The organism is Aeromicrobium sp. P2_G6, from assembly GCF_056403535.1.
This window is the reverse complement of sequence record NZ_JBFUFH010000001.1, coordinates 1,053,181-1,078,961: the sequence shown is the minus strand read 5'-3', so window position 1 is coordinate 1,078,961 and position 25,781 is coordinate 1,053,181. Positions and strand designations below refer to the sequence as shown.

Here is a 25,781-nt window from a genome sequence, read left to right as displayed (position 1 = left end):
GCCGGACCCCTAAGGTTGCTGAAACACCCTGTCACCGATCGCGGAGGATCCCGCCATGTCGCCACGCCCGCTGCGCACTCTTGCCAGCGTCATTTCCACCTTCGCGCTAGTCGCGGCCGGCATCGCCGCCACCACCAGCGTCGCGCAGGCGGACCCCAACGTCATCGAGCAGCCGGTCGACACCGACCTGTGCCCGGGCACGCCAGTATGGACGGGCGGTTTCACGTCGGTCGACGCCGGCAAGCCCGTGCACGGCCTCACCACGACGCACGGGATCACGCCGGAAGAGTTCACCGGCACGTACGTCAGCACACTGGTCAATGGTGCAGGACGCGGCAAGGACATCTACCTCTTCCGCATGGAAGGCAGCCGCATCACCAAGACCAACAACGCCGGTGACGTCACCGTCGTCGCCGGGATCTGGGCAGGTATGTCTGGCTCGCCCGTCTACGACAACGACGGAAACCTGATCGGCTCGGTCTCGTACGGCTTCAGCGGCGGGGCCAGCAATCTCGCGGGTGTCACGCCGGCAAAGGATGTCATCAGCATCCAGAACGGCACCGGAAGCACTGCTGCCATCACCAGCGCGCCGGTCTCCGCGTCGATCAGCCGGCTCGCGGCGCGGACCACGACCAGCACGCTCGACACGGCGGCGGACTTCAGCGAGATCCACCAGCTCTCACTGCCGCGCGTCTCGGCCGGCATCAAGGGCCCCGCGGCGAACAAGATCGCGAGCAAGTCTCGTGTCCTGTCCGACAAGTACGGCGCTGCCGTCCCGAAGTTCCACTCCGGATCGCAGTCCCTCGGGAACATCAACCTCGACAACGCGCTCGTCCCCGGCGGCAACCTCGCGACCTCGTGGTCGCACGGTGACGTCGCACTCGCCGCGGTCGGCACGATCACGGCCGTGTGCGGCGACAAGATCTTCGCCTTCGGGCACCCGGACGATTTCGCGGGCGCCAAGGCGACCGAGACGTTCCACGCCGCCGAGGCCGCCGAGATCCAGGAGGATGCGACCTACGGCTCGTACAAGCTCGCCAACATCGACATGCAGCCGGCAGGTCAGATCACCCAGGACCGGCTCAGCGGGATCATGGGCATCAAGGGCCAGCTCCCGACCGAGACGACCGTCACGAGCAACACCAAGCTGGGGACCACGACCACGTCCGCGGAGACCAAGGTCTCGGTCCCGGCAGCACTCTCCACGGCGGCCGGCTCGCAGCTCTACAACGACGCGCTGGACCGGCTCGATGCCGGCGCCGGCGGCGGCGAAGCCGTCATGAGCTGGTCGATCAACTACACCCCGAAGGGCGGGGTCCCGGCGACGTACACCCGAACCCAGCGGATCTCGACGAGCGAGGACTTCGCCGACGAGATGCCGTACGACGTGGCGAGTGACATCGAGTTCCTGCAGTTCGGCTCGGACACGGGGGTCACGATCAACTCGGTCACCGTCAACACCGAGCTCTTCCCGGACTACAACGCGCTCCGCATCTCGCAGATCGACGTCCGAAGGAACGGTGCGTGGGTCAAGGTCGCCAACGGCACCCGCGTCGCGGCCCGGCGCGGCAAGACGTTCCCGATCCAGGTCCACCTGGTCCCGGCGAGCGGTGACTCCGTCGCCGCACCGGTCATCAAGCGGCTCGACCAGACGATCTCGGCGTCCGCGTACGGCACGGGCTACCTCTCGTTCGCCGGCGGTCAGAGCTACTACGACGACTCGGAGGAGTTCACGATCGACATCGACTCGGAGGACGAGGAGTTCTACTACGAGGACCAGAACCCGCTGAGCCTGGCCCAGGTCCTCGCCGCACTGAAGGCGCAGGTCCGCTACGACTCCGCTCGCAGCGTCCAGCAGTACGTGAACCGCTACGGCTCCCCGCGTACGTCCAGCAAGTCGGTGGCCACCCCGGCTGTCACGTCGGGATCGGCCTACATCCGGTTCGGATACACGTCGTAGCCGATAGGTGTTGACGGAGGGGCGGTGCCGCGAGGCGCCGCCCCTCCCTGTCATACGTGTGACTATGTTCACCCCTTCCGACCAGCCCAAACACCAGATGGGGCACGTAAAGTCGGCTGAATCGTCATCGCCCGTCGGTGACGATTCATCACACATCAGCTACCTGAGGCCCGAATGCCGAGGGAGTGCGAATCAATGCGCTTGGTTCGCGATGCGCGAGAAGGAAACGTTCATACATGTCCGCAGACACCGTCATTTCCACCTACCGGACGACGCACCCCAGGCTCCAGGCCTGGGTTGATGAAGTCGCCGCCCTGACCAAACCAGCCGCCATCCACTGGGTCGAAGGCACTCCCGAGGAATGGGTCACGCTGACCGATGACCTCGTCGCCTCCGGCACCTTCGTACGACTCGATGAGGCCAAGAAGCCCAACTCGTTCTGGTGCGCCTCCGACCCGAGCGACGTCGCCCGCGTCGAGGACCGCACCTACATCTGCAGCGTTGACGAGGCCGACTGCGGCCCGACCAATAACTGGATGGAGCCTTCGGACATGAAGGCGATCATGACGGACCTCTACGACGGCTGCATGCAGGGCCGCACGATGTACGTCATCCCGTTCGTCATGGGCCACCTCGAGTCCAACAGCCCGATGTTCGGCGTCGAGATCACCGACTCCGCGTACGTCGTCGCGTCGATGACGGTGATGGCGCGCGTCGGCAAGAACGTGCTCGACAAGATCGAGGAGCTCGACGCCGACTATGTGCCGGCGCTCCACTCGATCGGCGCCCCGCTCGCCGACGGCCAGCAGGACGTCCCATGGCCGTGCAACGAGACCAAGTACATCGTGCAGTTCCCCGAGGAGCGCACGATCTGGTCGTTCGGCTCGGGCTACGGCGGCAACGCCCTGCTGGGAAAGAAGTGCTACTCGCTGCGCATCGCCTCGGTCATGGGCCGCGACGAGGGCTGGATGGCCGAGCACATGCTGATCCTCAAGCTCACGTCGCCCGAGAACGTCGTCAAGTACATCGCGGCGGCGTTCCCCAGCGCGTGCGGCAAGACCAACCTCGCGATGGTCGAGCCGACCGTACCCGGTTGGAAGGTCGAGACGATCGGCGACGACATCGCGTGGATCCGCGTCGGCGCCGACGGCCGGCTGTATGCCGTCAACCCCGAGTTCGGCCTGTTCGGTGTCGCCCCGGGCACCGGGTGGGACACCAACGCCAACGCGATGCGCACGATCGACCAGGGCAACTCGGTCTTCACGAACGTCGCGCTGACCGATGACGGCGACGTCTGGTGGGAGGGCATGACGGACGAGCCGCCGGCCCACCTCACGGACTGGAAGGGTCGCGACTGGACGCCGGAGTCCGAGGAGGTGTCGTCGCACCCCAACAGCCGGTTCTGCACCCCGATCAAGCAGTGCCCGACCCTGGCGGCGGAGTACGACGACCCCAACGGCGTACCGCTCGACGCGATCCTGTTCGGCGGTCGCCGCAAGACGACGATCCCGCTGGTCACCGAGGCCCGCGACTGGACCCACGGCACGTTCATGGGTGCGACGTTGTCGTCGGAGACGACGGCCGCTGCGACGGGTGCGGTCGGCGTGGTCAGGCGCGACCCGATGGCGATGCTGCCGTTCATCGGCTACGACGCGGGTGACTACTTCAGCCACTGGATCAACATGGCCAAGAACAACGACGAGTCGAAGTTCCCCAAGGTCTTCTACGTCAACTGGTTCCGTCGCGACGAGGATGGCGGCTTCCTGTGGCCCGGCTTCGGCGAGAACAGCCGCGTGCTCAAGTACGTCATCGAGCGCGTCGAGGGCAAGGTCGAGGCGGTCGAGACTCCGATCGGTCTCGTGCCGGCGGCCGGCGCGATCGACACCGAAGGCCTCGACGTCACTGAGGAGCAGCTCGCGAAGGCCCTGCGCGTCGACGCCGAGGAGTGGAAGGCCGAGATCCCGCAGATCAACGAGTGGTTCGAGAAGTTCGGCGACAAGCTGCCGACCGTTCTGTGGACCGAGCTCGATGGCCTGAAGGCTCGCCTCGAAGCCTGACCAACTGCCTTGTGGTTTCGAGGCTCCGCTTCGCTCCGCACCTCAACCATCGGTGGTTGAGGTGCGGAGGCCGCCCGCGGTCGGAGCCTCGAAACCACGCGTCAGGTGCGCACCATCGGTGGTTGAGGTGCGGAGGCCGCCCGCGGCCGGAGCCTCGAAACCACGCGTCAGGTGCGCGGTTTCCAGCCGATCGCGGGGAGGACGTGCTCAGCGAGGGCCCCGAGGAGCCGGGCGTTGTAGGCGACGCCGAGCTGGTTGGGCACCGTGAGCAGCAGTGAGTCCGCCTCACGTACCGCGACATCGCGGGCAAGCTCCTCGGCCAACGCGTCGGGCTCACCGACGTACGACTTGCCGAACCTCGCGATGCCGCCGTCGAGGTGTCCCAGCTGGTCCTCACCGCTGCGCTCGCCGAAGTACGCCCGGTCCTGCGCGTCGAGGATCGGGATGACGCTGCGGCTGACCGAGACCCGCGGCTCGCGCTCCCAGCCGGCCTCGGCCCATGCCGCGCGGAAGCGCTGGATCTGCTCGAGCTGCAGCTCGTCGAACGGCACTCCGGTGTCCTCGGTGAGGAGCGTCGAGCTCATGAGGTTCATGCCCTGCTCGGCGGTCCACTCGGCCGTGGCTCGCGTGCCCGAGCCCCACCAGATGCGGTCGGCCAGGCCCGGCGACTGCGGCATGACCGGCAGCGGCGCCGACTGACCCGTCATCCTGGGATCGGACATCACCACGCCCGCTCCGGCGATCGCGTGCCGGAACACCTCGGTGTGGTCCCGCGCCATGTCGGCGTCGCTCTGCGCGTCCGCCGGGACGTGGCCGAACGACTCGTAGCCGCGGATGGCGGTCTCAGGTGATCCGCGGCTGATGCCGAGCTGCAGCCGCCCGCCGCTGATCAGGTCTGCGGCGGCAGCGTCCTCCGCCATGTAGAGCGGGTTCTCGTAGCGCATGTCGATCACACCGGTGCCGATCTCGATGCGGCTCGTGCGAGCGCCGACCGCGGCAAGCAGAGGGAACGGCGACGACAGCTGGCGGGCGAAGTGATGCACCCGGAAGAACGCCCCGTCGAGGCCGAGCTCCTCCGCAGCGACCGCCAGGTCGATCGACTGGAGCAGGACGTCGCCGGCCGTACGCGTCTGTGAACCGGGCACCGCCTGGTAGTGACCGAAGGACAGGAAGCCGACGTTTTTCATACCCGGTTCAACGCCGGTGGACGGTGCACTGTTCCGACTAGAGTGCTCGGGTGATCGTCGCCGCCCTGCTCGTGCTGGCCCTCGGCCTCGCGACCGGTGTGGTGGCCCGACGCAGCACGCTGGCGCGGCCACCACGCGCTGCGCACTTTCCCGGGCAGCCGACCGGCCTCGCCGAGCGGCCACCGATTCGCCTCCGGCTCTGGGCTGTGGTGGCTGCCGCGCTGACCATCGCGGTGCTGATCGCGGTGTTCCTCGAGCCGGTCGTCGCGTTGGTGATCGCGATTGGCGGCAGCGTGGTCCTTGCGCTCATCGCCGGCACCCTGCACCGGTATGCCCGCGAGTGCGCGGACGCCGAGGCGGCCATCGAGGCGTACGCGCCCACGATCGCCATCCCGTATGCCGGCAAGGTCGGCGTCCACATCGGCATGTGGTCGCCGTGGGTCGAGCGGACCGGCGTGCACTGGTGCATCGTCGCCCGTACGCCCGCTCTGTTCCGCCAGCTCGCCGACCTGTATGCGGGCGTGCCCATCGTGCAGGGGCAGATCCCGGCGAGCGTACGAGGCGCGTTCTATCCGCACGGCGCCGCCACTAATGCCGACTTCATCGCCGGCTCGTCGGCGACGCACGCCTTCCTCGGGCATGGCGACAGCGACAAGCCGCTCAGCGCGTCGGAGCGGGTGCTGCAGTACGACATCATCGCCGTCGCGGGACAGGCCGCGATCGACCGGTTCGCCGCCGCGGGTCTGACGATCCCGGCCGACAAGCTGCGCATCATCGGCCGTCCACAGACCGAAGGCATCGTGCCGATCCCGGTGGTTGAGGTGCGGAGCGAAGCGTGGGGGTCCCCCCGCGAGCCCTGCGGGCAGGGGGCGCCTCGAAACCACCGTGACCACCCGACCACCGTTCTCTACGCGCCGACATGGCGGCACGCCGACGACAGCCTCAACGTCTCGTCGCTGGCGGTCGCCGACCGGATCGTGCAGGCACTCCTCGATCGCGGCTGCACCGTGGTGTTCCGCCGCCACTTCGCCGGCCAGAACCACCTCGAGGCCGAGGCGATGATCGTCCGCGTCAACGAGCTCCTCGAGGCCGACGCCGCCGCGACCGGACGGCCGCACCGATGGGGCAAGACGGCGATGGACGAGCCACTCATCGAGGCGTTCAACTCCGTCGACGCCATGGTCTCCGACGTCTCGGGCATCGTCGTCGACTTCATGGCCAGCAACAAGCCGTTGGTCATGTATGCCGCACAGTTCGCCGATCCTGAGGCGTTCCGCAGTGCTCACCCGACGGCAGCGGCGGCGTACGTCATCGACCGTGATCTCGTACGCCTGGCTGAGGCGCTGGACGCAGCCCTCGGCGACGATCCGCTGGCTTCGATCCGTGCCGAGCGAGCCGACCACTACCTCGGCGGCCCCGACCGCTCCGACCCCGCGAGGCGCTTCATGGACCTGGTCACCGAGCTGTCCGGCTCCTAGAAGAAGCTCCACAGCTGCCCGGCGAGCACGACGGCGCCCAGCACCCGGCGGAATGGCGACGCTCCCCGCACCAGCTCGTCCAGGCTCCAGGCGATCAGCGCGCCTGCTCCGATCCAACGCAGCTCGACGTCATGCGAGTCGTACGCGCTCCAGCGCAGGACGGCGGCTGCGAACCAGACGCAGAGGGCCGGACTGGGGACCTGAACCACGACGAGCCGCCCTGAGGCGTCCCGGAAGAACGTGTCGAGGCGGCTCACGCCGTGAGTCTAGGCAGTCGCGCCTTGCAGCAGCGACTCCGGTGACGGCTCCTGCTCGAGCTGCTCCTCGAGCTTCTTGGCCGAGATCGTGGGGATCGCCAGCCCGGCGAACGCTGCCAGCAGCAGCGCTCCACCCAGCACCGCGAAGCCGGCCGTGTAACCGATCTCCTTGGGGAACCCGCTCGGCAGGAAGTGCGCCGTGACGATGCTCGCCATGACGGCGGTGCCGACCGAGCCGCCGATCGTACGGATGTTGGCGTTCATGCCGCTGGCCACGCCGGTCTGCTCCGGCGGGACCGCACCGACGATCAGGCCGGCGAGGCACGCGAACGCGAGGCCGATACCGACGCCGGTGATGCCGTTGGCGACCGCGATCTCCGTCTTGGTGTCGTGGGCCCAGGCCAGCATGAACATGCCGGCTGCACCGAGCGCGGAGCCGAACACCACGACCGCCTTGGGGCCGACACGACGCGCTATCGATGCGGCGACCAGACCGGTCAGGAACGTCGCGACGGCCGACGGCAGCATCAGCATTCCGGACTCGGTCACGCTCGACCCGAAGCCATACCCACTGGCGCTCGGCGTCTGGTTGAACTGCGGGATGAAGCCGAACGAGGCGTACATGCCGATGCCAACCAGGAGCGCGACCAGGTTGGTGGTCCACACGCCGGGCAGACGCATCATGTGCATGTCGATCAGTGGCACGGCGGCGCGCTGCTCGACCCGGATCCAGGCTACGACCAGCACGGCGGCGAGCACCAGCAGGCCGATCGTGCGCCCGGAGCCCCAGCCCCACTTGGGCGCCTCGCTGAGCGCCAGCAGCAGCGCGACGAGCCAGCTCGACAGCAGGGCGGCGGGCAGCACCGAGATGCGACCCGGCGTGCGTACGGGCGACTCGGGCACGAAGACGATCGATGCCACGGCTGCGATGGACGTCACGATGAACGGCAGCCAGAACAGCCAGTGGTAGCCCAGTCCCGACACGATGGGACCGGCCAGCACGATGCCGGCGCCGAACCCCACGGCAAGCAGGGACGAGACGACGCTGACCGCGCCGCCGACCTTGTGGTGCGGGAACTCGTCGCGGATGATGCCGAACGCCAGCGGGAGGACCCCGCCGCCGACGCCCTGGATGATGCGGGCGACGATCAGGACACCGATGCTGGACGCCAGCGCGGCGAGCAGCGAGCCGGCTGCCAGTGCGACCAGCGAGAGCACGAGCAGGCGCTCCTTGCCGAACGCGTCGCCGAGGCGGCCCATGATCGGCGTGAAGACGGAAGCCGAGAGCAGGTACGCCGTCAGGACCCAGGTCACGGTGTTCTGGTCGGTGTTGAGCTCGCGCTCGATCTCGGACAGCACCGGGATCGTCAGCGACTGCATGAGGGAGTAGGACGAGACCGCCACCGCCAGCACGGCGAAGGTCAGCCAGTAGTGAGTGCGTCGGGTCGACGAAGGCACAGGAATTCTCCTGGAAAGTACGGGGTGGATTCGGAGTCAGTGATTGCTCCGTGCAACCAACTATACGGAGTCGACCTCCGGATCGCTACGTGCGCCTCATCACGGTCGACCGCGCTCCAGGGTCCCTTCGTCGCCTGCTTCGAGGGCCAGCCTCAGGCGCGCGACCTCTTCACGCAGGGCGAGGATGTCCTGGCGTTGCAGCGCCTCCGACTCCTCCTCGATCTCACGCACCTGCTCGATCAGCCACGTCGCCAGCGAGGCTGTGACGACGCCCAGCAGTGCAACGCCGACGACCATCAGAGCGACGGCAATGATGCGGCCTTCTGTCGTCACGGGGTAGTGGTCGCCGTACCCAACGGTCGACAGCGTCGTCGTGACCCACCAGATCGAGTCGCCGTACGTCCGGATGTTTCCGTCAGGACTTTCGCGCTCCGCCTCGAGAACGGCGAGGGACGCGACGAATGACGTGAGGACGATCGCCCCGCCGACATAGACCCCGACTCGGCCGATGAGGGAGCGGCCGACATGGCGCTGCAGAAAGCTCACCAGTAGCACCAGGCGCAGCAGCCGGAGGGGACGCAGGACCGGCAACGCCACCGCCGCGATGTCGAGCCAGTGACTCCGCACAAAGCTCCGCTTGCGGTCGGCATAGAAGAACCTCAAGGCGACCTCGACGGCTAGCAGGGCCCAGGTCACCCAGACCGTGGTCCGGCAGGCATTCCGCACAGCCGTCGGTGCATCTGGCTGAAGGATCGGGACGGCATATGCGACAAGAAAGATCAGGGCGAGCAGCATGGCCAGGACATCGATCCGTCTGACCCAGGTGGCATCCCCTTGGGGGCGACCCTGATCTGCCCAGCCCATGTCTCAGCTCCCGATGAGGTCGTCGAGGATCCGCTTGTCGTGCGCGTTGAACACTGTCACGCCAGCTTCCTCGTTGAGCCGGCGGAGCGTGGCGTGGTTGCCGTCGAGCCTCCTGCGATCGACAGCCATGAGCCGCTCGAAGCCACGCAGCAGTCGGATCTGCTCGAGCGACGTGCCGGCCGGCGACGTGGGTGTGTAGAGGCTGGCGTCGAACACCGCGTCGCCCGCGTGGATCAGGATGCCCCGGTCAGGAGTCTCGACGGCGACTGCCGCATGCCCCTTGGTGTGTCCCGGCATCGGCAGGTAGGTGATGCCCGGCAGGACCTCCATGCCGTGGAGGTCGTACTTCCACTGCTCGCCCGGCCCGGCATGCGCCTTGATGCGGGGGCTGTGCGCCCACTGCCGCTGTGAGTAGCGCTGGCGCGAGGTGAAATCCGGGTTGACGACAGCCCAGTCGTACTCCTGAGCCGTCGTGTGGACGGTGGCGTCCGGGAAGTCCGCGAGGCCGCCGATGTGGTCGAAGTCCATGTGGGTCAGGACGATGTGCTGCACATCGGCAGCCGAGAAGCCGCGCGCCTCGACCTGGCCGATCGCGGTCTTGGCGTCGTCGCGATCCGGTCGCATCAGGAATCGGGCGACTCCCATGCGCTTCGGATCGGCGAAGTCGTGCCGGCCAAGACCGCTGTCGACGAGCACGAGCCCGTCCGGCGTCTCGCACAGGAGGACGTGGCAGACGACCTCGGACATCAGGGGTGGGTGCAGCGATCCGCAGTTGAGGTGATGAACACGCATGGGCACGATCCTGTCGGAGTTGCCGACAGCTCGTCACGCGAACCCGGATATCGCAGTGTCGAGCATGCTGGCATTCCAAGCCTCCACGAAAACATTGCGTTAATTCGCGACAGTGTGATCCGTTTATCGTCTAGGGTCAGGACTACGGCCGCGTTTGGGAGAGCGCGCTGTTCACCTCCGGGGGGAGAACCACGGTGAGTACTGCTTTTGACCGATCATTTCCGGATCCGGCTGCGCGAGCAATCGGCAAACCGTCCTTGGGCCCTGCCGGCGCAGCGCGATCTGATGTCAGACCTGAGGACCTGCCTCTGGCGCCTGCGCCCTGGAAGAGGCGGTATGTCGTCGGCGTGGCGCTGTCCGATCTCGTCCTGCTGACGCTCGCTACCGTGCTCGCGGTGATGCTCCGGTTCGGGCCCGACAGCGACGCCAAGACCGGCGGCCCGTTCTCACTCGGTTACGTCGGGCTCGGCATCGTCATCGCCGGCGCCTGGTGGACGTTTCTCGCGCTCTTCCGCTCACGCGACCTGCGGATCATCGGCGAAGGAGCGGAGGAGTATCGCCGCATCACCCGCATCACATTCTGGCTGTTCGGCGGCCTCGCGATCTCCTCGTTGATGCTCAAGGTCGACATGTCGCGGGGCTATCTCGCCACCGCGTTCCCACTGGGGCTCATCCTGCTCCTCATCAACCGCAAGGTCTGGCGCGTGTGGCTGCGGCGCACCCGAGAGCAGGGCCGCAACATCTCGGGGGTCCTGGTCGTCGGCGGAATTCGCTCGGCCATGCACATGAGCGACGTGTTCGACAAGCATCCCGGAGCGGGCCTGCGAGTCAGCGGCGTCTGGGTCCCTGACCGCGAGGCCGACTTCAACGAGTGGCTGAACGTGCCCGGGCGGTTCATCCCGGTGCTGGGCACGGCTCGCACGCTCGCTGATGCCCTCACGGTCTCCGGCGCCGCGACGGTCCTCGTCACCGACACCGAACATCTCGGCCCCGATGGGCTCCGCGAGCTCACGTGGCAGCTCGAAGGCGTCAACGTCGAGCTCATGGTCGCGCCGAACGTGATGGACATCGCCGGCTCGCGCATCCACATGAAGGCCGTCGCCACGATGCCCCTGCTCCTCCTCGAGGAGCCCCAGTACGCCGACGCCGGCACGTGGCCCAAGATGCTCTTCGACAAGTCGGCCGCATTCCTGCTGCTGCTGCTCTTCTCGCCCCTGATGCTTGCGGCCGCGATCGCCGTGACGATGACCAGCCCGGGCCCGGTGTTCTACACGCAGGAGCGCGTCGGTCTGCGAGGCGAGCTGTTCCGGATGATCAAGTTCCGCTCGATGCGCACCGGCGCGGACACCGAGCTCGCCAAGCTCCTCGCGAAGCAAGGCACAGGCGCCACCCCGCTGTTCAAGATCACCGACGATCCGCGCATCACGGCGGTCGGCAGGTTCCTCCGGCGCTACTCGATCGACGAGCTTCCCCAGCTGTTCAACGTCCTCAAGGGCGACATGAGCCTGGTGGGTCCACGCCCCCAGCAGGCGGCCGAGGTCGAGATGTACGACTCGATCGCCCACCGACGGCTGACAGTCCGCCCCGGAATGACGGGCCTCTGGCAGGTTTCGGGGCGCTCCGACCTGAGCTGGGAGGAGTCGATCCGCCTGGACACCAACTACGTAGAGAACTGGTCGATGACCGGCGACATGATCATCCTGTGGCGGACCGTTCGTGCCGTCCTCGGTTCAGATGGCGCCTACTGAGCCCGGCCCCGCTGACAGGTTTCGGCGGGTGACCGGCCCGCAGCACATCAATCCCCTGGTGTTGACGTGCCTGGCCTTGGGCAGCATCGTGCCGCTGACGATAGTCCTGGCAACCAGTTCGACCGACGCCTATTCGCCTCTGATCTGGTGCGCCGGCGGCATGTTCATCACACTGACGATCTACGAGTGGCGTCGGGTCGGTCACCCCCTCACTCCCATCGGCATTCTGTCGCTCGGTGGGTTCTTGATCTTTGTGCTCCGCCCCTTCACCATCAAGTCCACCGGCACCACCACCGCAGGGGCCATCGCAGATGCGCAGACATACCAAGGCGACATCGTTCCGGCCGCAACGACGGCCATCGAGCAGGTTCTCGTGTTCGGGTTCTTCGTGTCGGTGTTCTACTTCTACCGGGTCAGGCGCACTGCACAGGCTGAAGTCCGCGTCACGACCCGCGAGGTCACGGACGACGTCGTCAAGCGGGCCGCGGCGTTCCTGTGCGCAGCCCTCGTCGTGGCCCTCACCTGCACGATCCTTCTCGTCCAGTCATCCGGTGGCCTGTCGGCCCACCTCGCGGGCGTCTCAGTGCGGTCGTCGTTTCTGGCCGGGCGCTACTTCCTGACGCTGGGATACGTGCCGCTCGCCGCAGCACTGATCCTTTACCTGCTCGCTCGGCGTGCTCACCCGAAGCTGCCGACGTGGGCTCCCCTCGGACTGATCTCCGCGGCAGCGCTGCTGGGCGTCGCCTTCATCACAGGGGGACGCGGACCACTCCTGCTCGGCGCCATTCTGCCCCTGCTGCTGGTCAAACAGCTCGGGCGGCGGCCGCTTCACACGCCCGCCATCATCCTGCTCGGGCTGGGTCTGGTCGTGGGCGCCATGATCATGAGCCTGACCCTGAGGGAGAACGTCTACGACGACGGCGAGTCCCTTGCCGCGCTGGCCAACGACCCCGTCAGCACGCTGACGACTCGACTCACGTCCGGTGCCGAGACCAGACCTTTTGACAGCCTCATCCTGCTCAACCAGGCAGAGGCGCAGGGCCGTCTCACTCACCAGTACGGAGGCACCTATCCGTTGGTGCTCACCTGGTTCGTGCCCGGGTCACTGCTGCCGGAAAAGGTCGGCGGCGCCAACGCGATCTTCACGCGTGACTACCTGCCACGGTTCTACTATCCCGATCACATCGAGACCAGCATCTCGGCAATCGGTGAGGGCTACTGGAATTTCGGTTGGCCCGGCATCGCCTTGATCGGCGCGCTCGTCGGCATCGCTGCCGCGCGGTTCACGACGTACAACCACGACCGGAGCCTGCTCCGCACCGTGTTGTTCGTCCTCCTCACGCCGCTGTTCTTCTCCTTCGCCCGCGGTGACTCGTACCAGAATCTTTCGCTGGTCCTCCTCACGGTCCTCATGGCCGGCCTCGCGAGCAGGTACGCGTTCGGCTCCGCTGGCGGCACAGAAATACCCGCTGCTGCCCGGGTTCAGCGCGCAGGAGGGGCGGCCAGATGGTGACAGCTATCAGCCGGCGTGCCGGATCCGGGATACGGCTGATCGTGCCGTCGATCGGTACGGCGGCGTTGCGGGTGACCCAGCTCGTCATCCTGGTGGCGCTGTCCCGCCTCGGCGACGCTGACGAGCGCAACGTTCTGGTCACGGCGTTCGGGCTCTTGGCAGCCGTCGGGATCGTCAGTGACTCGGGCGCGGGAAATTTCGTGCTCGCGAACGATCCAGATGACCTCACCAGGCCGGTGTTCCGGCGGGTGCTGTCGGTGCACCTGATCACCACATCACTCGGTGTCATCGCGGTCCTGATCGCGATGCTCGGGCTCGGTGGCGACGCTGTCGGCGCCGGCACCGTCGGGGTGGTCGTGGCACTCTCGCTGACCCAGACGCTCGACAGTCTCGTACGCGTCTGCAAGGCGCCATTGCTGCTGCACGGACGAGACGGGGCGTACGGCCTGGTCGACCTGGTGTCGATCGCAGCCAAGGCGCCGGTTCTCGCGCTCGTGTTCCTGTCAGGGCAGCTCCACTGGCTGTGGTTGCTCCCGCTGCCCTCGCTCGTCATGGTCATCGGGCTGCTCTCGGCTCTGGAGCCGGCTCCGTCAGGTGACACACCACCCCGGTTGGTGCTGCGCATCCTCGAGATCGGCGCGAGCGGCTCGCTGACCGCGCTCTACTCCCAGGCGCCCCTGATCATCGGCGCTGCGACGCTCAGCATCGCCGATGCCGCGACGCTGGCCGCCGCCACCCGCATCGTGCAGGCCATGGAGTTCGTGCCCGCGACGCTCGCGACGCAGGCCCTGCCACGACTCCGACGGCTGCCACACAAGGTGTTCCCTTGGTGGGGCGGCGCCGTGGCGTTGGGGGCGGTCATGGCCGTCGTGCTGGTCGCCTGTCGTCCTCTCATCGAGCGTGTTCTGCACATGGACATCGAGCCGCACATCGTCCTCATCGCGCTGGCTTCTGCCCTCACGCTCAAGTGCGGGAACTACCTCCTGGTGGCGGGTCTTCTGGCTCGGGGGCTGGCGCGCGTTCGTCTCGGCATCAGCGCAACGGTCGGGGCGATCGCCATCGTGGGGTGCCTCGTCGCCAGCACGTACGGGCTTGCCGCGCTTGCTGGTGCCTCGATCGTCACCGAGGCGGCGCTCATGATCCTGAGTGGTGCGGCACTGATCCGGCAGAAACGTCCGGCAGATGGCGCCCCCATGCGCTGAGTCGCGCCGGACGTCCGTCCGGTCAGCCGAGTGACTCGATCTGCCGCTCGTCCCGGTACGAGACCCGGCCAGCCGAACGGAACAGGCGCGGGTGCAGCAGGAGGCCCGGATAGCGCCCGTAGAAGCGGGCAGCGGACCTGAACTCGAACTTCCAGCTGGCGAGCGAGAAGGAACGCCTGGTGGCGCGGGCCCAGGCATGCACCCAGCGAACCGAGCCGAGCAGCAGCACGGGGTGGCCCTTGGCCCTCGCCCGCAGGCAGATGTCCGAGTCCTCGTAATAGATGAAGAACGACGAGTCCCACCCTCCGATCTCGGTGAAGATGGCGCGCGGGATTGCGATGGCGGCCCCGATCGCCCACGAGATCCGGGCCAGCTCATCCGGCTGGGTCACGACTTCGTACTCCTGCCGGCCCTTGCCGATGAAATGGGACAGCTTTCGATAGAGAAACGGCGCTGCTCGCCCGTTCTCCTGCACCGTGAGGTCGCTGTTGAGCAGCTGGGGCGCCACCAAAGCCTGCCGCGAGACAGCGAACCCAGCCAGCTCACGGGCCGAGTCACCATCCACGCGTACGTCGGGGTTGACGAAGATGAGGCAGTCGGCGCCGGTCAGCGCGACGCCGACGTTGTTGGCGGCCGAGAACCCGACGTTGCGAGGCAGCCGTACCACCTGCTCAGCGCCCAGGCCGGCCGCGATGTCGGCCGAGCCGTCGTCCGACGCGTTGTCGACGACGATCCACGGAACACCCAGGGCAGCAGCGTCCTTCCAGTGCTCCTCCAGCTCGCGCGCACTGTTGTAGGTCACGGTGATCAGCGCGACGGTCGGTGGTGTCATGCGACGCTCCTCAAGAGTTCGGTTGTCCAGCTCTCCCAGGTCCAGCTTCGGAAGGTCTCGGCGGCGTCCAACCATCGCTGCCGAGGAGCCTGCAATGCCTCGTCAACCGCAGCTGACAGAGCCACGACATCCGCCGGATCCACCACGACAGCTGCGTGCCGGCTGGTGGCTGCGAGGACCGGCAGCGTGCTGACGATCGTCGGTCGGGCGAGTCTCAGAGCCTCGGCGACCGGCAGCCCATAACCTTCGTAGCTCGACAGCATGCAGAACACGTCAGCGTGGCAATACGCCTCATACAGCTCGGAGTCGCTCACTGAGCTGCGCACGTGCACCCGACCGGTGACTCCGAGCTCCCGCGCCCTGGGCTCCCACAGCTCGCGCCAATGCCCTTGACCGCAGATCAGCAGCAGCTCGACGGTGGGCCGGGCAGCGGCCAGCTCCAGGAGGTGCTCGACACCCTTGTTGGCTGCGTGCCCGAACGACATCAGGGTGATCGCTTCGCCGCCGGCGCTCGCGGCAGGTGCCCGTGGTGCGACCACATGATCGACCGGCAGCGGGAGGACGACCACCTTGCGCTCGAGTGCCGGCCGGAACTGTCGCACCTCGGCGGCCGTCGCCTCGCTGTTGACGACGATCGAGTCCACTCGACGCAACGTCCAGTGGTGGAGCACCCAGCGGTAGACGTACTGCACCGCCGAGATGCCGTGGACGTGCCGCTGCAGGAAGTTGAGGTCATGCACGACGACCACGTGGCGCGAGGACTTGGTGAACAGTCGGAACGCCGGTGCGGAGTCGACCCGGACGTCGTAGCGAGGTCCACGACGGAGTGAGGCCTTCAGGTCAGCCACCAGTGACGCGCGCCTCGAGTCAGTCTGGCGGCTGAGGATCGTGCTCGGGAAACCCGACTCCTGGTGCCGTGGTGCACTGGCGATGAACAGCAGCCCTCGCGCCGCGAGCTGACGACAGATCTCGTTGTGCACGCGGACGATGCCACCGGCATACGCGCCGAATCCGTTGACGAGGTACGCCGGTCGCCTCATGCGCGGCCGCCGAGGAAGCCGCCGAGCTGTTCAGCGCCATGGGCGACGCGGGCCTTGGCGTCCAGCACCGCTTCGGCCGACGCGCGGCGCTCCACACCGGGTGTGTAGTCCGCGAACGAGTCGAGCCGCGGAACGCCGAACTCCTCGGCAAACGCCGCGACCTTGCTGCTGGCGCCGATCGCCACCATCGGGATGTCCAACAGCAGGGCGATGTAGAGCGCGTGCATCCTCGAGGCCACGACGGTCTCCGACGTCGCGAACTCCGCGACGACGCCCTGCCAGCCATCGACCGGCGAGATCGTACGCATCATCGGGAACGCATCATCCGGCACGAGGTCCAGGTCATCGATGTCTCCGTACGACATGGGGACCAGCCGGAGCTGAGCTTGCGACCGCCTGAGCGAGCCAACCCATGACGCCGTAAGCTGCGGGCCGTCGCGTCGATTGGGCGCCAGCGTGATGCTGCCCGCGACCGGATCGCTCGCGTCCGCCGTCTTCGTCTCGAGGAGCAACGCGGCGTCGGCCGCAATCATCGGCTGACGGCCGAAATACTGATCGAAGCGCCGGGCGGACCCGGTCTCCCGGACCCATACGCGTCGGCGCCACACGGCCAATCGGTAACCGACTCGTGCCAGCCTGGACGCCAGAGGGTCGCAGCCGACGGCGAAGTAGAAGACCGGAACGCGCGACAACCAACCGGCGACGGAGACTGCTGCACACAGTCGCATCAGGCTTCCGCGAAGGAGGTGGTCCGAGTCGACCTGGATCATCGTCCCGCCGCCGATGACAACCGCATCGTGCTGACGCACCTCGCGGAACAGCTGCCGCAGTCCACGAACACCCAATCGAGGCGCATCACTGTTGGAGCGCCCGGGGCCGAAATCCACCGCGTCCACGTCATGACCGAGCTCAACGAGCTGAGCCCTCAAGGCGTCGGTCAACAACGCGTCGCCGACGTTGATGGCGTGGCCACCTCCCGCCGCCGAGCGATCAGCAGACACCAGCAACACCCTCATACGCGACTCCCCCTCGTGCGTCCGTCCACTCGGCACAGGCCCTGCGGCCCGTACGTTCGCGGTGATCCCTCGACACCACATCCTTTTGGAACAGTATGTCGTCCACACCGCTCGAGTCGCCCCACCCACGGTTAGACTCGGTGCCGCGGGCCCAGGGAAGCCCGCCATCAATCTCGATCGGGGCAATCGTGGATCTTCGTGACTATCTGACCATCGCCAGAGTCCGGTGGGTCCTGATCACGATGTGCACCCTCACGATGATCGCGTTGGCTGCCCTGTTCACGTGGAGCGCGACGCCGCAATATGCCTCATCCTCACGTCTGTTCGTCTCCACGTCGGGCGCGTCCGACGACGCCCAGGCCAATCAGGGCGGCCAGTTCTCGCTCCAGCGCGTCAAGTCGTACGCCGATCTGCTGACCGGGCAGCAGATCGCGAGGAGGGTCGTCGACGAGCTCAAGCTCGAGGAGTCGCCCAAAGCCCTCGCTGACCAGATCTCGGCGACCTCGAAGCTCGACACCGTCATCCTGAGGATCACCGTCACGGATCCGTCGCCGGAACGAGCCAAGATGCTTGTCGATGCGGTCTCGGACCAGTTCGTGTCCTACGTCGCCGAGCTCGAGACGCCGCCCGGCAAGGATGAGGCGACGATCAAGGCGACCGTCGTCGATCCCGGAACCGAGCCGTCAGCGCCGGTGTCTCCGCGCCCCAAGCGCAACCTCGCCCTCGGCCTGGTCCTCGGCCTGCTGGTCGGAGTGGGGCTCGCCGTGCTGCGCGAGACGCTCGACACCAGCGTCAAGTCCATCAAGCAGCTCGAAGACCTGATCGACGCCCCGATCCTCGGGTCCATCAGCTACGACCGCGACGCCGAGCGCAGCCCCCTCATCAACGAGCTCGGCACCTACGCTCCGCGCGTCGAAGGCTTTCGCGTGCTCCGGACCAACCTGCAGTTCATCGACCCCGATCAGCAACGCAAGGTTTTCGTCATCACCAGCTCCTTGCCCCAGGAGGGCAAGACAACGACTGCGACCAATCTCGCGATGACGCTGGCTGAGGGCGGGGAGCGGGTCGCGCTCATCGAGGCCGACCTGCGTCGCCCCAGGATCAGCCACTACCTCAATCTCGAGAGCGCGGTCGGCCTGACGACCGTGCTCGTCGGCCGGCTCTCCCTGCACGACGCGATGCAACACGCCAGTCAGCATGCTGGCCTCGACGTGCTGAGCAGTGGCCGCACGCCACCGAACCCTGCGGAGCTGCTCAAGTCGCACGCCATGAGCGCGATCATCAAGGAGCTGCGCGCCGACTACGACATCGTGCTGATCGATGCGCCGCCGTTGCTGCCGGTGACCGACGCCGCGCTGCTCGCCAGCCAGTCCGACGGCGCGATTCTCGTCGTGCGCCACGGCAAGACCACCGTCGACCAGGTACGGGCCGCCGCCGAGCGGCTGACCTCAGTCGGAGCCGAGCCAGCCGGCGTGATCTTCAACATGACTCCGGCCAAGGGCGCAGGCCAGTACGGGTATGGATACGGCTACGGCTATGGGTACGAACCCCAGGACGCGACCCACGCCGAGCAGTCGCGTTCGATGTTCCGGCGGCGGCCGCGAGCCGACAGCCGCGCTGACATGTAATGGAAACCCGGTAAACAGTTGGGGTCATTTCCTTGTTCGAATTCCCGCTGACCCCCTCCTGGGTTACGATTTGTGACAGCATCTTACGTAGATGACCAAGTGATTCTCGGGGGGGACCCATGTTGAAGATTCGCGTGGCATTTGCCACTCTTCTTGTCGCACTGCTGAGCGTGTTCGCCGCTTCGGCCGCCAACGCTGCCTATGCGCCGCCGCCGTTCCAGGCTGAGGTCCCGGACGACGTGGACCCCGGCGAACAGTTCACCATCACCTTTGACTCCGGCAACATCAACTGCTCGTGGAGCCTCAAGACGTTCCACGGCCAGAAGCCGCCGGGCGGATCCGGCACGACCTACACGGTCACGCTGATCGCGCCCAAGGGCAACGGCCACTACACGGTCACCGCGCTCTGCACGTGGGACCCCGCGACGGTCAACTCCGCCGCCCCGGCCTCCACCTCCGACACCGTCACCCCCGCTGTCCTCAGCACGTCTGCCGCCACGAGCTCGGACACCCTGCAGGCCGCCCGGCAGACCGAGAGCTACAGCGTCCAGCTGGAAGTGGGCGATACAAGCAGCGCCGACGACGCTGATGATGAGTCCAGCGCTCTGCCCAACACTGGTGGCAGCACCCTCACGCTGCTCGCCATCGGTGCGGGCCTCGTAGTGGTTGGCGGCGGCGTGACCATAGCGGCCCGCCGTCGCAAGACCGCCTGATCACAGCGCGACCATCGCACTGAGTCCGCCACCGGCTCGACGCCGTCTCCCTCTGCGCCGAGTCGGTGGCCGCTACATCTCCAGCCCTGACAGACCGACCTCATACCCAGGATGACGCCCATGTCCCAAGGTCATCGCTCGCGGTCGAGGCGTCCCGGTCCCGGCCGATCCTTCAAGCGCAACCCCCTCGTATGGGGACTCGCTCTGGTCGCCCTGGTGGTCATCGTCGTCGGCATCGTGCTCGCCCGTCAGGCCGCCACTGCGAAGACCGCCTTGAACGACGCTGCAGACCAGGCCAAGACCCTTCAGCAGCAGATCACCGACGGCGACACCGCCGGAGCCACCACGACACTCGCCGCGCTCCAGCAGTCGACGAGCACGGCTCGCGCCAACACCGACGGCCCGCTGTGGGGCAGTCTCTCCAAGCTGCCGTTCGTCGGCGGCAGCGTCGACGCGGTCCAGATCATCTCCACCAGTCTCGACGACATCGCCCAGCGGGGCATACCGCCGGTCGTCAAGGTGTCGTCGTCGTTGGACGCCGACGTGTTCAAGCCCAAGAACGGACGCTTCAACCTGGCGACACTGCAGACACTCGCGCCGTCCGTCACCACGGCAAGCGACGTCCTGACGGTCAACCGCAACAAGATCCTCGACATCGACACGGATGACCTGATCGGGCCTCTCAAAGCGCCGGCCGCCGATCTCACCGACAAGATCACCAGCGCGCAGTCCGCGGCCTCGTCAGCTGCGCAGGCCATGCGGCTCGCGCCGCAGATGCTCGGCATCGACAGCAAGCGCACCTATCTGCTGATCTTCCAGAACAATGCCGAGGTGCGCTCCACCGGGGGGCTCCCCGGAGCGTTCGCGATCCTCAAGGCCGACAAGGGCAAGCTCACGTTCACCAAACAGGGATCAGCGAACACCGACATACCGCAATACGCCGACCCGTTCGTCAAGCTCACGCAGGATGAGCGCAACGTGTACGGCCAGCTGATGGCCAAGGACTTCCGCGACATCAACTTCACCCCGGACTTTCCACGTACGGCGAGCATCGCCCGCGCCATGGTCGACGACAAGCTCGGCACCAAGGTCGACGGCGTGCTGTCGATCGATCCGGTCGCGCTGAGCTTCCTCTTGAGAGGCACGGGCCCGATCAAGGCCGCAGACAACACGACGCTGTCCAGCGCCAACGCCGTCGACATCCTGCTCAACGATGTGTATGCCCGCTATCCCAACCCGGTGGTGCAGGATGCGTTCTTCGCCGACTCGGCCAAGCGCATCTTCGATGCCGTCACCGCCGGCGTCGGCGACTCCCGCACGGTGCTCGAACAACTCACCAAGGCCACCAACGAGCGCCGGGTGCTGCTGTGGTCGGCCCGGAAGTCCGAGCAGGCCGAGCTCGCGCCGACCAAGATCTCCGGCGCGTTCCCGACTGGCCGGACCGCCCATCCGCAGGTCGGGGTCTACCTGAACGACTCCACTGCCTCGAAGATGCAGTACTACCTCGACGTCGACGTCTCGGCGCGGTCGGTGCGGTGCTCATCCGCCGGCGCGCAGACGATCCAGCTGACCACGACGTACACGTCCACGGCGCCGGCCGACGCGAGCGAGCTGCCGAGCTACATCACCGGCAACGGCCTCAGCGGCCCTCGGGGGAACATGGTGCTGGACACGAGGACATTTGCACCGGACGGTGGGCGGTTCGTGTCCTTCACGCTCAACAGCAAGTTCCGGCCCAACAATGGCGTCACGTTCGAGGGCAGGCCGGTCAACTTCGCGGCGTTCTCGCTCAAGCCCGGCGCCAAGGTCACCGTCGCGGCCACCATGGTCACCGCCAAGAACCAGCGTGGCGACGTCGTCCTGTCCCGCACGCCCGGCATCCGGTCGACCCCCAACGGCCTGACCGTCCGCAACTCCTGTCATTGACCGGCTACGGCTGGGCCCAGCTCTTGCCACCGTTGTCGCTGACGTAGAGCTGCGAGTCGACGATGGCAACCAAGCCGGTGTCGTTGGCACCGATCGCCTGCGCTGGCTCGCCGCTGATGCAACCGCCGGGGGCCCACGACCGCCCACCGTCGCGCGTCGTGAATTCCTGGGCAGCGCAGCCCTGATAGACCGCCAGCGCATAGCCGGCATTGAACGTCGTGAACGATGCCACGCGAACGTTGTCGAGGCGGCCGAGCTTGAGCCACTTTTCTCCGCCATTGCCGGTGCCGAGGATCGTGCCGTCCGCGCAGCTGACCCGGGCGAAGTTGTCGCCGATCTGGCTCAGCGAGGTGACAGTGCAACCCGGCTTGCTGGACCCGTTGGGCGACACAACCCGTTCGGGATCCTGGAGGTCGGGATACCAGACGTGGGTGGAGGCGTCGGACGTCCACGAGTCGCCGCCGTCGCTCGAGACAAGCCGCTTGAGGGCACAGTCGCCGTCAGCGCCGACCACATGCAGCTCCGAGCGGGAGACCGCGGACACCGCGACGATCTCCTTCAGCCCGGTGTCGGGGGTGCTGGTCGACGCACCGCCGTTGGTCGACAGGACGAGCTTGGCGCCCGCGTCGCCGTCGCATTGACCCCGATTGGCATACATGAGCGTCTGGTCGTTGGCCATCGAGATCGAAGAGGCGCTCGCGGGGTCGAAGCGGTAGTCCTGCTGCTTGCTCGTGCCGGGGCTGGGTGACGCGGACGGCTTGACGGCTGCAGCAGCGGGAAGATCGGCGGCGGGCGGCGTCTTGTTGACGTGCCGCAGGACACCGATGACGAGAACCGCATCCGCGATGACGAAGGCCAACAGTGCAGCGCGGACGACAGCTTTGCTCACAGGTTGATCCTATGCGGCGCGAGGGGCATGTAGGCCGTGGCTAGGCTCAGGGGATGCCCCGCCCCTCGCGTCTGACAGTGACCGGAGCGGGACTCTATGGGGCGGCCCTGATCCTCGTGGGCCTGTGGCCGACCCACATCGACGAGGACATCAATGTGATCGGGTGGGCGCCGGTGCAATGGATGATCCGGCATTTCGACCTCACGCCCGCCGAGGCGTACAACGGCGTGGAGTTCGGTGCCAACGTGGTGCTGTTCGTGCCCTTGGGTCTGCTCGCCATGGTGTGGTCGCCCGGATCCCGCTGGGTTCATGCGGTGGCCGGCGGACTCGTCCTGTCGAGCGCCATCGAGCTCGTGCAAGCCATGGCCAGACCCGATCGGACCGCGTCCTGGGTGGACGTGCTGGCCAACACGATCGGTGCGGGTCTGGGCGCGGCGGCGGTGGGGGTGTGGCGGGTGCGGCGGGCGTCTGACTTGTAGGCAAGTTCTGCGGCTCACCTGGAGGAGCGAGCTCCTTGGCGGGCTTGTTGGCTCGCAGTCTTTCCCTCGTTGGCTCTTTGGCTCACGGGCGGAGCGAGCTCCTCTGTCGTCACCACGCAAAATGACCAGCCACGTTGCGTGGCTGGTCATTTCGGTGCTGCTTGTTGCGTGGCAGCGGAGGTGGCGAGATTTGAACTCGCGAGAGGTTTAAACCTCAACCCGCTTAGCAGGCGGGCGCACTAGGCCACTATGCGACACCTCCCTGCCGCCGATCGAAACCGGCAACCGGAACAGGATACCGACCGTGAGTCCCGTCCGACGAATCGGGCAGCGCCCAGTCAGCTCGGGTTGAAGCGCCGGTAGCCGTTGGCGCTGTTGAGGCGCTCATACAGATCGCGGAGCAGCTCGTTCGCGCGACCACCGACGTACGCCAGGGGGAAGGCGATGACCTCGTCGTTGCCGCGGTCGACGAACACGCGGCCGTCGCCGGTCGTGACGTCCTCGACGTCGAGCCACGGCACGCGGATCGGCTTCACAGTGAGCGGGCCGCCGACCCGTAAGCCGCCGGGATCGGTGCGCGCCACGACGGGCGGGAAGGCGTACACACGCGCGGCGTTGAGCAGTGCCGCGACAGCCAGGATGCCGAAGACCCACGCCAGCGCCGCAATGGATGAGAGGAAGAACGCGAGGGCGGCAGCCACGCCGGCAACCATCACATTGATGCCGACAGCGAGCAGCGCGAATCTGCGGTCCAGTCGATAGTTCGTCAAGCAGAGGGGGCGGGATTCGAACCCGCGGCTGACATTGCTGCCAGCGAGCGCTTTCAAGGCGCTTCCGATCGGCCGCTCCGGCACCCCTCCTGGGTGGCAGCACCGAGGCGCTGCGCCGCGTCGATTATCGCACTACTTGAGCGCGGCAAAGCGAGGAGGTTCGACGCGTACGACCGGCGCAATGGCTCGAGCAGCTCGCGACGAGGGTTCCTTCAGGAACTGACGACGCAGGACCAGGCCGACAATCAGCCCGAGCACGCCGGAATAGAGCGTGGAGAGGGCGATGTACTTCGGGTAGGCGCCGGGCGACACGAGCGACGTCGTCAGCACCGCCGTGCCGATGACAGCGAACACCAGGATCCACCAGCCCTCGCGGCGCTTGGAGCGCAGCGAGACACCGACGATGAGCGCCGGGAAGCCGATCAGCACCTCGATCGGTCGCGGCGCACCGTGGAACGTACGACGGGTCCAGATGACGAGGTCGCTGAAGGCCTGGACGAGGGACTGCGAGCCGTGCGTACGCACGAAGCTGCTGTAGGCGATGACCAGCATCACGAGCCCGGCGACGCCGAGCAGGATCGCGAGGTTCTGCCGGCCGAGCCCGTGAAGGCCGGCACCCAGGTTCCACACCAGCGTGATGGCCAGGCCGAGCGAGACCGTGAGGACGATGAGGTTGAAGCGCTGGTAGTTGACCGGCGCGTTCCACGCTGCGACGCCGAGCGTGCCGCTCAACGCGACCAGCAGCGCGAGGGAGTACTCACGGATCGCCCCGAGGAGCGTGGTGACCGGCCTCGTGACGAGGACCGCCCACACCGACGCCAGGACGGCGGTGACCGCCGCCGCCGATGCCAGCAGGACGTTCGTCTCGAGCGCCACAGCGGCAGCTCCGAGGGCTGCCGTCATCGGCAGCCAGATGCGCATGTGGCCACCGCCACGGTGGGTCAGCCCGATCGCGAAGACGACCATCAGCAGCGCCGCCGACGGTCGTTCGATCCAGGCCGGCGTGTCCAACGCGATGATCGAGGTGGCCGAACCGGCCGTACCGGCGACCCAGCCAAGGAACACCAACACCATGACGAACCGTGCCGCCACCGGCGAGTCCAGGCGTGGCTCGCGGGTCGGGAGGTCGTACTCCGGGGGCACGGAGGCGTCGAGGCGACGGCGTCCACCCTTGGGGGCGCGGCTCATGAGTTGGTACGAATCCTTCGATTGGCCAGCGACGGGTTGATCTCCCGTGCACGCGCCACGACCTCGGGTTCGAGGGTGACGCGGATGATCTCGGGGGGCAAATCCGCCTCGCCCACGATAGAGCCCCATGGATCGACAACCAAGGAATGCCCGGTGTATCGGTCACCACCCTGCGCGGCCGCGACGACGTACACGGTGTTCTCGATCGCCCGCGCCGCCAGCAGCGTGCGCCAGTGGTCGAGCTTGAGGTCGCCTGCCACCCATGCCGCGGGGATCACGATCGCCTCGGCGCCCGCTTCGACGAGCGCCCGCGCGTGCTCGGGGAAGCGCAGGTCGTAGCAGGTCATGAGGCCCACCGGCGTGCCCGCGATGTCGAGGACGACCGGCTGGATGTCGCCGGCGCGGAGGCGGTCGGACTCCTTGTAGCCGAACGAGTCGTAGAGGTGAATCTTCCGGTACGTCTGACGCAGCGCGCCGTCAGGACCGACCACGACGAGGGTGTTGAACGGCAGGCCGTCCGTACGCTCGAACATCCCGGCCACGACTGTCGCGCCCAGCCGCCGGGCCTCCGCGCCGAGGAGCTGCACGAAAGGCCCATCGAGCGGCTCGGCGACGGCCGCGAGGTCGTGGTCGGCGGACCCGAAGTCGTGCATCGACGCCTCGGGAAGGACCACCAGGTCAAGGTCGTCGGCGGGCGTCAGCGCTGCAATTCGAGACCGGATGTCTTCCCGGTTGATCGCCGAGTCCGTCGCCGAGACGAGCTGAACCAGTGCGACACGCATGG

Annotated in this window: 22 protein-coding genes and 2 tRNA genes; 10 read left to right on the top strand and 14 right to left on the bottom strand. The window is 67.2% G+C overall.

Annotation, left to right across the window (positions count from 1 at the left end):
- Positions 1-55: 55 nt before the first annotated feature.
- Both AC1DVU_RS05270 and AC1DVU_RS05265 read left to right on the top strand, forming a co-directional pair.
- Complete coding sequence (locus AC1DVU_RS05270; protein ID WP_476921366.1) at positions 56-1,960, top strand: hypothetical protein; 1,905 nt, start codon at positions 56-58, stop codon at positions 1,958-1,960.
- A gap of 236 nt (positions 1,961-2,196) precedes the next feature.
- Complete coding sequence (locus AC1DVU_RS05265; RefSeq protein WP_476921365.1) at positions 2,197-4,017, top strand: phosphoenolpyruvate carboxykinase (GTP); 1,821 nt, start codon at positions 2,197-2,199, stop codon at positions 4,015-4,017.
- Positions 4,018-4,184: 167 nt separating this feature from the next.
- Here AC1DVU_RS05265 and AC1DVU_RS05260 read toward each other — a convergent pair whose 3' ends face one another.
- Positions 4,185-5,204, bottom strand: a complete 1,020-nt coding sequence (locus tag AC1DVU_RS05260; protein WP_476921364.1) for an LLM class flavin-dependent oxidoreductase — start codon at positions 5,202-5,204, stop codon at positions 4,185-4,187.
- Positions 5,205-5,254: 50 nt separating this feature from the next.
- On the opposite strand from AC1DVU_RS05260, the gene AC1DVU_RS05255 reads away from it, so the two are divergent.
- Positions 5,255-6,682, top strand: a complete 1,428-nt coding sequence (locus AC1DVU_RS05255; protein WP_476921363.1) for a CDP-glycerol glycerophosphotransferase family protein — start codon at positions 5,255-5,257, stop codon at positions 6,680-6,682.
- Here AC1DVU_RS05255 and AC1DVU_RS05250 read toward each other — a convergent pair.
- From AC1DVU_RS05250 to AC1DVU_RS05235, 4 genes are all read right to left on the bottom strand, one after another.
- Positions 6,679-6,939: a hypothetical protein gene (locus tag AC1DVU_RS05250; protein WP_476921362.1), complete on the bottom strand. Its 261-nt coding sequence runs from the start codon at positions 6,937-6,939 to the stop codon at positions 6,679-6,681. The two genes, AC1DVU_RS05255 and AC1DVU_RS05250, sit on opposite strands and share 4 nt — an antisense overlap.
- 9 nt (positions 6,940-6,948) lie before the next feature.
- Positions 6,949-8,397, bottom strand: coding sequence for an MFS transporter (locus AC1DVU_RS05245; protein WP_476921361.1), 1,449 nt, complete (start codon positions 8,395-8,397; stop codon positions 6,949-6,951).
- A 99-nt stretch (positions 8,398-8,496) separates the two neighbouring features.
- The gene (locus AC1DVU_RS05240) at positions 8,497-9,261 is read right to left on the bottom strand and encodes a potassium channel family protein (protein WP_476921360.1); all 765 of its coding nucleotides are present in this window, start codon (positions 9,259-9,261) and stop codon (positions 8,497-8,499) included.
- A 3-nt stretch (positions 9,262-9,264) separates the two neighbouring features.
- Positions 9,265-10,053, bottom strand: coding sequence for an MBL fold metallo-hydrolase (locus AC1DVU_RS05235; RefSeq protein ID WP_476921359.1), 789 nt, complete (start codon positions 10,051-10,053; stop codon positions 9,265-9,267).
- 347 nt (positions 10,054-10,400) lie between these two features.
- Between AC1DVU_RS05235 and AC1DVU_RS05230 the strand changes: the two genes are divergently transcribed.
- From AC1DVU_RS05230 to AC1DVU_RS05220, 3 genes are read left to right on the top strand one after another with little or no spacing between them, the layout of a single operon-like run.
- Entirely contained in the window at positions 10,401-11,801 is a 1,401-nt protein-coding gene (locus AC1DVU_RS05230) for a sugar transferase (RefSeq protein ID WP_476921358.1), read from the top strand.
- A gap of 28 nt (positions 11,802-11,829) precedes the next feature.
- A complete protein-coding gene (locus AC1DVU_RS05225; protein WP_476921357.1) occupies positions 11,830-13,314 on the top strand; it encodes an O-antigen polymerase in 1,485 nt (494 codons plus the stop codon).
- Positions 13,308-14,516, top strand: coding sequence for a polysaccharide biosynthesis protein (locus AC1DVU_RS05220; protein WP_476921356.1), 1,209 nt, complete (start codon positions 13,308-13,310; stop codon positions 14,514-14,516). Before AC1DVU_RS05225 ends, AC1DVU_RS05220 begins: the two co-directional genes overlap by 7 nt.
- 22 nt (positions 14,517-14,538) lie before the next feature.
- Here the strand turns inward: AC1DVU_RS05220 and AC1DVU_RS05215 are convergent, their stop codons facing one another.
- Genes AC1DVU_RS05215 through AC1DVU_RS05205 form a run of 3 tightly spaced genes read right to left on the bottom strand, consistent with a single transcriptional unit; the run spans position 14,539 to position 17,404 of the window.
- A complete protein-coding gene (locus AC1DVU_RS05215; protein WP_476921355.1) occupies positions 14,539-15,348 on the bottom strand; it encodes a glycosyltransferase family 2 protein in 810 nt (269 codons plus the stop codon).
- Positions 15,345-16,388, bottom strand: a complete 1,044-nt coding sequence (locus tag AC1DVU_RS05210) for a glycosyltransferase (RefSeq protein WP_476921354.1) — start codon at positions 16,386-16,388, stop codon at positions 15,345-15,347. The genes AC1DVU_RS05215 and AC1DVU_RS05210 overlap by 4 nt, the downstream gene beginning before the upstream one ends.
- Positions 16,385-17,404 (bottom strand): polysaccharide pyruvyl transferase family protein, encoded by a 1,020-nt coding sequence (locus AC1DVU_RS05205; protein WP_476921353.1) that lies wholly within the window; start codon positions 17,402-17,404, stop codon positions 16,385-16,387. The genes AC1DVU_RS05210 and AC1DVU_RS05205 overlap by 4 nt, the downstream gene beginning before the upstream one ends.
- 188 nt (positions 17,405-17,592) lie before the next feature.
- Here AC1DVU_RS05205 and AC1DVU_RS05200 point away from each other — a divergent pair, with 188 nt between their 5' ends.
- The 3 genes from AC1DVU_RS05200 (at position 17,593) to AC1DVU_RS05190 (ending at position 21,671) form a co-directional block, all read left to right on the top strand.
- The gene (locus AC1DVU_RS05200) at positions 17,593-19,032 is read left to right on the top strand and encodes a tyrosine-protein kinase domain-containing protein (RefSeq protein WP_476921352.1); all 1,440 of its coding nucleotides are present in this window, start codon (positions 17,593-17,595) and stop codon (positions 19,030-19,032) included.
- Positions 19,033-19,151: 119 nt separating this feature from the next.
- Entirely contained in the window at positions 19,152-19,745 is a 594-nt protein-coding gene (locus AC1DVU_RS05195; RefSeq protein ID WP_476921351.1) for an LPXTG cell wall anchor domain-containing protein, read from the top strand.
- A gap of 120 nt (positions 19,746-19,865) precedes the next feature.
- On the top strand, positions 19,866-21,671 hold the full coding sequence (locus AC1DVU_RS05190) for a DUF4012 domain-containing protein (RefSeq protein ID WP_476921350.1): 1,806 nt from the start codon (positions 19,866-19,868) through the stop codon (positions 21,669-21,671).
- Between the two features lie 4 nt (positions 21,672-21,675).
- Here AC1DVU_RS05190 and AC1DVU_RS05185 read toward each other — a convergent pair whose 3' ends face one another.
- Positions 21,676-22,560, bottom strand: coding sequence for a WD40/YVTN/BNR-like repeat-containing protein (locus AC1DVU_RS05185; protein ID WP_476921349.1), 885 nt, complete (start codon positions 22,558-22,560; stop codon positions 21,676-21,678).
- A 77-nt stretch (positions 22,561-22,637) separates the two neighbouring features.
- On the opposite strand from AC1DVU_RS05185, the gene AC1DVU_RS05180 reads away from it, so the two are divergent.
- On the top strand, positions 22,638-23,039 hold the full coding sequence (locus tag AC1DVU_RS05180; protein WP_476921348.1) for a VanZ family protein: 402 nt from the start codon (positions 22,638-22,640) through the stop codon (positions 23,037-23,039).
- Between the two features lie 175 nt (positions 23,040-23,214).
- Here the strand turns inward: AC1DVU_RS05180 and AC1DVU_RS05175 are convergent.
- From AC1DVU_RS05175 to AC1DVU_RS05155, 5 genes are all read right to left on the bottom strand, one after another.
- Positions 23,215-23,301: transfer RNA gene (locus AC1DVU_RS05175), tRNA-Ser, on the bottom strand.
- 76 nt (positions 23,302-23,377) lie between these two features.
- Positions 23,378-23,809: a hypothetical protein gene (locus AC1DVU_RS05170; RefSeq protein ID WP_476921347.1), complete on the bottom strand. Its 432-nt coding sequence runs from the start codon at positions 23,807-23,809 to the stop codon at positions 23,378-23,380.
- 1 nt (position 23,810) lies between these two features.
- Positions 23,811-23,899, bottom strand: a tRNA-Ser gene (locus AC1DVU_RS05165).
- 42 nt (positions 23,900-23,941) lie between these two features.
- Positions 23,942-24,997 carry a hypothetical protein gene (locus AC1DVU_RS05160; protein ID WP_476921346.1) on the bottom strand — a complete coding sequence of 352 codons (1,056 nt, stop codon included), beginning with the start codon at positions 24,995-24,997 and terminating at the stop codon, positions 23,942-23,944.
- A complete protein-coding gene (locus tag AC1DVU_RS05155) occupies positions 24,994-25,779 on the bottom strand; it encodes a carbon-nitrogen hydrolase family protein (RefSeq protein WP_476921345.1) in 786 nt (261 codons plus the stop codon). Before AC1DVU_RS05155 ends, AC1DVU_RS05160 begins: the two co-directional genes overlap by 4 nt.
- Positions 25,780-25,781: the final 2 nt, after the last annotated feature.

Coding starts and splice junctions, on each gene's coding strand:
- AC1DVU_RS05270 (WP_476921366.1), top strand. CDS start 56: ATGTCGCCACGCCCGCTGCGCACTCTTGCCAGCGTCATTTCCACCTTC.
- AC1DVU_RS05265 (WP_476921365.1), top strand. CDS start 2,197: ATGTCCGCAGACACCGTCATTTCCACCTACCGGACGACGCACCCCAGG.
- AC1DVU_RS05260 (WP_476921364.1), bottom strand. CDS start 5,204: ATGAAAAACGTCGGCTTCCTGTCCTTCGGTCACTACCAGGCGGTGCCC.
- AC1DVU_RS05240 (WP_476921360.1), bottom strand. CDS start 9,261: ATGGGCTGGGCAGATCAGGGTCGCCCCCAAGGGGATGCCACCTGGGTC.
- AC1DVU_RS05235 (WP_476921359.1), bottom strand. CDS start 10,053: ATGCGTGTTCATCACCTCAACTGCGGATCGCTGCACCCACCCCTGATG.
- AC1DVU_RS05220 (WP_476921356.1), top strand. CDS start 13,308: ATGGTGACAGCTATCAGCCGGCGTGCCGGATCCGGGATACGGCTGATC.
- AC1DVU_RS05215 (WP_476921355.1), bottom strand. CDS start 15,348: ATGACACCACCGACCGTCGCGCTGATCACCGTGACCTACAACAGTGCG.
- AC1DVU_RS05210 (WP_476921354.1), bottom strand. CDS start 16,388: ATGAGGCGACCGGCGTACCTCGTCAACGGATTCGGCGCGTATGCCGGT.
- AC1DVU_RS05205 (WP_476921353.1), bottom strand. CDS start 17,404: ATGAGGGTGTTGCTGGTGTCTGCTGATCGCTCGGCGGCGGGAGGTGGC.
- AC1DVU_RS05195 (WP_476921351.1), top strand. CDS start 19,152: ATGTTGAAGATTCGCGTGGCATTTGCCACTCTTCTTGTCGCACTGCTG.
- AC1DVU_RS05190 (WP_476921350.1), top strand. CDS start 19,866: ATGTCCCAAGGTCATCGCTCGCGGTCGAGGCGTCCCGGTCCCGGCCGA.
- AC1DVU_RS05160 (WP_476921346.1), bottom strand. CDS start 24,997: ATGAGCCGCGCCCCCAAGGGTGGACGCCGTCGCCTCGACGCCTCCGTG.
- AC1DVU_RS05155 (WP_476921345.1), bottom strand. CDS start 25,779: ATGCGTGTCGCACTGGTTCAGCTCGTCTCGGCGACGGACTCGGCGATC.